Consider the following 6,381-nt stretch of genomic DNA (forward strand, 5'->3'; position numbering starts at 1 on the left):
ACGCCGTGGACGAGGAAGCCGCTGGCGTCGAACGCCTCGCCGCTGACGAACGCGAACTTGCCGAGGCCGGCGAACAGTATCATTCCGCCCATCACGAACCGCAGGGCGACGATGAACCACGCCGACAGCGCGTGGGGCTGTCCTTCGAGTGTGATTCCCGCATACCGGCTTTCGAGTCTGTTTCGAGTAGTAGTAGACATGATCGGTTGACCTCTTGTATTTGTACGAAGGAGCCGAACGCCGGTGAGTGATCTTCCCTTATTTGAGGGGCCCTTTATATAGTGGGTTTGAGGGACCCTCTGTCGGCAACCAGCTCGAGAGTCTACGGATAGCTCTCGCCTCGACTCGATCGACTCGATCGAACTCCACCAGCCACCGTTATTGTCGTGGGCCGTCGTACGGGAAGACGTGTCCGATACCCGCGCGGAGACGGGCAGTTGTCGGCTCTGTGGCGCCGACGTCGACGGCGACGAACGGTTCTGCTCGAGGGGCTGTCGGGAGATCCACGAGAGCCTCGGCGAGCCGCCCGAGGACGGAACGGACGACAACGCGACGCCCTCGAGCGACGACACCTCGCCCGACGACGACGCCCGCGCATTCTTCCGGATCGACGGGATGTACTCCGCGCTCTGTGAGGCCTACCTCGAGTCTGTCGCCGAGGGACAGGAGGGCGTTCTCGAGGCGACCGCGAGCTACGTCACCGAGACGGTGCGGGTCGACTACGATCCCGCGCTGACTTCGGCCGACGAACTTCGGGTGACTCTGACCACGACCGGGTACACGGCCTACCGCCGGGAAGGGATCGCTGGCGGGAGTTCGTCGGCAGAGGGCGACGGTGACGGCGGGGACGACTCGAGCGAGACCACCCACCGGTCCCGTGAGATGACGGGGCTGCGCAAGCGACGCAGCGAGGACGTCCTCGAGATGCGCTACGTCGTCGGGGTCGTCTTCGGCTCCTTTCTGCTGGTGCCGTACGTCACGATCCTCTACCCGGTCTACCTCGCCGATCTCGTCGACTGGCGGTTTCTCGCGCCCTACGAGGGGGCGTTCGCGACCCTCGACGGGCTGATACTGCTGCCGCTGTTTCTGTCCGTCACCGGAGCCGTCCTCTACCTGAGCGGGATGCCCCTGCTCCGGGGCGCCTACGTCAGCCTGAAGCTCCGCCGGCCGAACACCCAGCTGCTGGCCGCCGTCACCGTCGTCGCCGCCTTCGCCTACGGCACCGCCGCGCTCGCGCTCGGGCGCAACGACGTCTACTACGACCTGACGATCCTGGTCGCCGCGACGGTGATGGCGGCGCTGTTCTACGAGGCGACGGTCAAGCGGCGGGCGCTGGCCCGGCTCACCGACCTCACCGTCTCGGACGTCGGCGAGGCCCGCCTGCTCGAGGCCGACGGGACGACCCGGACGGTACCGACCGAGCGACTGGCCGCGGGCGATCGCCTGCTCGTCCGCGAGGGCGAGCGGATCCCGGTCGACGGCCGGCTCGCGGAGGGGAGCTGCACGGTCGACGAGGCGGTCGTCACCGGGGAGTCGCTCCCGGTGGCCAAGCGGGCGGGCGACGACGCCGTCGGCGGTTCGCTCGTCGTCTCCGGCGCGGCCGTCGTCGACGCGGCCGACCGAACCGAGAGCAGCCTCGAGCGCCTCACGGAGACGGTCTGGAACCTCCAGAGCGCGACCCACGGGGTCGGCCGGCGGGCCGACCGACTCGCCGCCCGTGCGACCCCGCTGGTCGCCCTCGCCGTAACGGGGGTCGGCGCGGCCGCGCTCGCGCTGGGCTGGGACGCGCCGACGGCCGTCACAGCGGTTCTGGCGACCGCGATCGTCGCGAGCCCGTGGGCGCTCGGCCTCGCGGCCCCGGTTTCGGTCGCGACGAGCATCCAGGCGGCCCTGGATCGGGGCATCGTCGTCTTCGACGAGACGGTGTTCGAACGGCTCCGGGAGGTCGACGTCGTCGTCTTCGACAAGACCGGGACGCTGACGACCGGCGAGATGCGGGTGCTCGAGGCCGACGCGCCACCGGAGCTGCTCCGGGCCGCGGGCGCGCTCGAGGACCGGGCGGCGCATCCGGCCGCGAGCGCGATCCGAGACGCCTTCTCCCGCGGGGACGACTCCGACGACGGCGAGGACGGGCCCGACGCGGGGGAAGCGGCCGTCGGCGACGGTGCCGGCGCTCCGCCGACGGTTCGGGAGTTCAACTCCCACGAGACCGGCGTCGAGGGCGTCGTCGACGGCCGACGGGTGCTGGTCGGCCACCCGGACCTGTTCCGCGAGCGGGGCTGGACGCTCGAGGACGATCTCGAGTCGCGAGCCGTGGGTGCCCGTGAACGAGGGCGGCTTCCGGTCCTTGTCGGCGCGGACGGCCGCGCGAGCGGGCTCGTCGTCGTCGGCGACGAACCCCGAACCGAGTGGGTCGAGAGCCTGACCCGGCTTCAGGAGGCGGGCATCGAGGTCGTCGTCCTCACCGGCGACGACACGGCCGCGAGCGCGTTCCTCGAGCGCCGGGCCGACCTCGCACACGTCTTCGCGGACGTCCCGCCGGCCGGCAAGACCGCGGCGATCGAGCGGCTGGCGGCCGACCGACGGGTGGCGATGGTCGGCGACGGGACCAACGACGCGCCCGCGCTGGCCGCGGCGGATCTGGGAATCTCGCTGGGCGGGGGTACCGCGCTCGCGGCCGACGCCGCCGACCTCGCGATCCTGGGGGACGATCTGGCCGGCGTCGAACGGGCGATCGCGCTCGCTCGAGCCGCGGGGGATCGCGTCACCCAGAACCTCCGGCTGGCGCTTACGTACAACGCGGTCGTGATCCCGGTCGCGCTGGCCGGGCTGTTGAGCCCGCTGGTGACGGCGGCCGCGCTCGCGGCGACCGCCTCGCTCGTCGCCGCGAACGCCTCGCGACCGCTGCTCGAGCGGTAGGCGCGGGCTCGAACCGTCGCGGGATCGCCTCGAGCCCGCGAAGCGGCAACCGGGCGGGGCAAGGCCAACCTACAGGGCGGAACGCTCGCATCTCGGGGACGAATGGCCGACGATACCCTCGGCCGACGACGGACCTACGGGATCGTCGTCGTCGCGACGCTCGCCTACACCTGCCTGATGTTCGTCTGGTTCTCGCTGCCGGCGTACCTCTCGACGATCATCGCGGAGCTCGAGCTGTCTGGCACGCAGGCCGGCGTGGTCGCGGGTGCGGTGCCGCTGACGTACATCCCGCTGGCGCTGTTCTCGGGGCTGGCGGTGGATCGAATCGGTCCCGGTCGGAGCCTCGCGGCCGGCGCGGCGATCTTCGGCGTCGCGCAGGCGGGCCGGAGCGCAGCTACCGGATTTCCGTCGCTGCTGGCGCTCACCCTGATGCTCGGGGTCGGCGCGACCGCGATCACGTTCGGCCTGCCGAAGCTCGTCTCGACGCTGTTCCCGCCGAGCCGGACGGGGTTTCCGTCCTCGATCTACCTCGTCGGCGCGTCGGCCGGGACCGCGGCCGTCTTCGGGATCGGTCGGCCGATCCTCGGCCCGTGGCTCGGCGGCTGGCGTCCCCTCTTTCTCTGGAGCGGACTCGTCGCGATCGGCTACGGGCTCGGCTGGTACCTCCTCGCCCGGCGGCTGCGGATCGACGACCGCGCCGCTGCAAACGACGCGAGCGAGCGGGCGCCCGGAGACGAGGACCGGTCGCCGCTCACGTCGATCCGGCGGGACCTCCGGCTGATCCTCACCCACCGGGAGCTCCAGCTCGTGGTCGTCGTCGGGACGATGTACCTGCTGGCGAGCCACGGGATCCAGGGCTGGCTTCCGACGGTGCTCGAGGCTCGGGGCGTCTCGCCCGGCCTCGCGGGCCAGACGACGAGTCTCTTCGTCGCGGCCTACGCCGTCGGCATCTTTACCGTACCGGCGCTGGCCGACCGCTACGAGGCCCGCCCGACGGCCCTGATCGGCTGCGGCGCGGTGTTCTGTACCGGCACGGTCGGCGTCGTCCTCGCGGACGGGATCGGTCCCACGCTCCTGGGAAGCATCGTCGTCGCGGGGATCGGCGTCGGCGGGCTTTCCCCGCTCGTTCGGGCGATTCCGCCCGCGCTCGAGGGGATCGGCGCGCGGTTGACCGGGACCGCCGTCGGCTTCATCTTCGCGGTCGGCGAGATCGGTGGCTTCCTCGGCCCGGTACTGATCGGGACGAGCCACGACCTGACGGGGTCGTACGCCCCCGGACTCGGACTGATCGCAGCAACGGGGATCGTGGTCGCGATCGCGGGCGCGACGCTGCGCCGGCTGACCGACTGAGATCGGAGGGACGTATGCAGTCGGCTGAAGGGGCTCCGATCCGTAGCGTCGGTATGGCCAGTATCCGTATCGGCTCGGCGTTCGGCATTCCGATCAAGCTCGGCGTCTCGTTTCTCCTCGTCGTCCCGCTGTTGGCCTACCTCATCGGCGTTCAGATGGAACTCACCGTCGAGTTGCTCAACGACGCCTTCGGCGCGGGGATCGATCCGGCCCCGCTGACCGACGGCGCGACGCCGTGGCTGCTCGGGCTGGCGGCCGCGCTCGGGCTGTTCGTCAGCGTCTTCTTCCACGAACTGGGTCACGCGCTGGCCGCGCGCCGATACGGCCTCGAGACCCAGTCGATCACGCTGTGGTTCCTGGGCGGGCTCGCGCAGTTCGCCGAGATGCCCGAGGACTGGCACAAGGAACTCGTCATCGCGATCGCGGGCCCGATCGTCAGCGTCGCGGTCGGGATCGGCTGTTACGTCGGCTTCGTCCTGCTGCCAGCCGAGTTCCCGGCGGTGCTGTTCGTGCTCGGCTACCTGGCGATCCTCAACGTCGTGCTGGCGATCTTCAACATGCTCCCGGGGTTCCCGATGGACGGCGGCCGGGTGCTCCGGGCGCTGCTCTCGCGCAACCGCTCCCGGCTGGAGGCGACCCAAATCGCCGCCGGCGTCGGGAAGGGGTTCGCGCTCCTGCTCGGATTCGCGGGGATCGTCACGTTCAGCATCTTCTGGATCGCGATCGCCTTCTTCATCTACATCGCCGCCTCGAGCGAGACCCGGCAGATCTTCGTCGAGACCGCCTTCGAGGGGCTGACCGTCGCCGACCTGATGACCCCGGCGCCGCGACTCGATACGGTCTCGCCGTCGCTCCCGATCGATCGGCTCCTCGAGCGGATGATGCGCGAGCGCCACACGGGCTACCCCGTCCTCGAGGACGGGGCGCTGGTCGGCATCGTCACCCTCGAGGACCTCCAGGAGCGGGCCGACGGGGACGACGCCGTCGTCGCGGACGTGATGTCGACCGACCTCGCCACCGTTGCGCCCGACGACGAGGCGACGGCGGCGCTCCGGACGATCCAGCAGGAGGGCATCGGGCGCGTCCTCGTCGTCGACGCCGACGGTTCGCTGGCGGGGCTGCTCTCGCGGACGGACCTGATGAAAGCCCTGGAGATCGCACAGCAGAGTCGATCGATCCCGGCCGAGCCGCGGTCGCTCGAACGGTAGGCACCCGCTTCGGTTGTGGCCTCGGCTCCGTCGGTCACCGTTGACTGCCGGGCGTAGCTCTTTGAGGCGCGTGCTCGTGGTACGAGCGAACGCGACGTACGGAGAGCACCATGGACAGTCACAATCCGGCGACCGGCGAGCGACTCGAAACGTACGACGACCACGACGAGGACGACATCGAGGGGATCCTCGCGAGCGCGGACGACGCGTTCGAGCCGTGGGCCGACACCCCGATCACCGAGCGCCAGCAGCTGCTCGAGCGGGCCGGCGAACTCGTCCGGGAGCGCGAGGACGAGTACGCCGAACTCATCAGCGAGGAGATGGGCAAACCGATCGCCGAGTCCCGCGCGGAACTGGAGAAGTGCGCGTGGGTCTGTGACTTCTACGCCGAGCGAGCCGACGAGTTCCTCGCCGACGAGACCCTGGGCAGCGAGCCCCACTCGCGGACGTTCGTCTCCTACGAGCCGCTGGGAGCCGTCCTCGCGGTGATGCCCTGGAACTTCCCGTTCTGGCAGGTGTTTCGGTTCGCCGCACCCCACCTGACCGCGGGCAACGTCGGCCTGCTCAAACACGCCTCGAACGTTCCGGGTTGTGCGCTGGCGATCGAGGAAATCTTCCGCGATGCGGGCTACCCCGAGGGCGTGTTCTCGACGCTGCTGACCGGCTCGGACGCGATCGAGGACGTGATCGCCGACGACCGTCTCGAGGCCGTCACGATCACCGGCAGCGAAGGCGCCGGCCGCGCCGTCGCCGGGCAGGCGGGCAGCGAGCTGAAGAAACACGTCCTCGAGCTCGGCGGGAGCGACCCGTTCGTGGTCCTCGAGGACGCCGACCTCGAGGCAGCGGCGAAGAAGGCCGCGGGCCAGTACGACGACGGTGGGCAGGTCTGTCTCGCTGGCACGCG

4 protein-coding genes and 1 pseudogene are annotated in these 6,381 nt (G+C 70.5%); 4 read left to right on the forward strand and 1 reads right to left on the reverse strand.

The genetic code is table 11. The annotated features are described in order from the left end of the window. Positions 1-200: pseudogene (locus tag ACNA7R_RS18730) on the reverse strand (DoxX family protein); the annotation flags it as partial. Positions 201-408: 208 nt separating this feature from the next. Between ACNA7R_RS18730 and ACNA7R_RS18735 the strand changes: the two are divergent. The 4 genes from ACNA7R_RS18735 to ACNA7R_RS18750 form a co-directional block, all read left to right on the forward strand. Continuing rightward, on the forward strand, positions 409-2,919 hold the full coding sequence (locus ACNA7R_RS18735; RefSeq protein WP_416285037.1) for a heavy metal translocating P-type ATPase: 2,511 nt from the start codon (positions 409-411) through the stop codon (positions 2,917-2,919). A 102-nt stretch (positions 2,920-3,021) separates the two neighbouring features. After that, positions 3,022-4,269 carry a CynX/NimT family MFS transporter gene (locus ACNA7R_RS18740; RefSeq protein ID WP_416285038.1) on the forward strand — a complete coding sequence of 416 codons (1,248 nt, stop codon included), beginning with the start codon at positions 3,022-3,024 and terminating at the stop codon, positions 4,267-4,269. A 53-nt stretch (positions 4,270-4,322) separates the two neighbouring features. After that, complete coding sequence (locus ACNA7R_RS18745; protein WP_416285039.1) at positions 4,323-5,477, forward strand: CBS domain-containing protein; 1,155 nt, start codon at positions 4,323-4,325, stop codon at positions 5,475-5,477. A 110-nt stretch (positions 5,478-5,587) separates the two neighbouring features. Continuing rightward, positions 5,588-6,381, forward strand: a 794-nt coding sequence (locus tag ACNA7R_RS18750; RefSeq protein ID WP_416285040.1) for an aldehyde dehydrogenase family protein, incomplete at its 3' end; no start/stop codon positions are given.

It is taken from the genome of Natronococcus sp. (assembly GCF_047921035.1).
In the GTDB taxonomy this organism is placed as follows: domain Archaea; phylum Halobacteriota; class Halobacteria; order Halobacteriales; family Natrialbaceae; genus Natronococcus.

Excerpts from the sequence above, each read along its gene's own strand:
- ACNA7R_RS18740 (WP_416285038.1), top strand. The coding sequence starts at position 3,022 with ATGGCCGACGATACCCTCGGCCGACGACGGACCTACGGGATCGTCGTC.
- ACNA7R_RS18745 (WP_416285039.1), top strand. The coding sequence starts at position 4,323 with ATGGCCAGTATCCGTATCGGCTCGGCGTTCGGCATTCCGATCAAGCTC.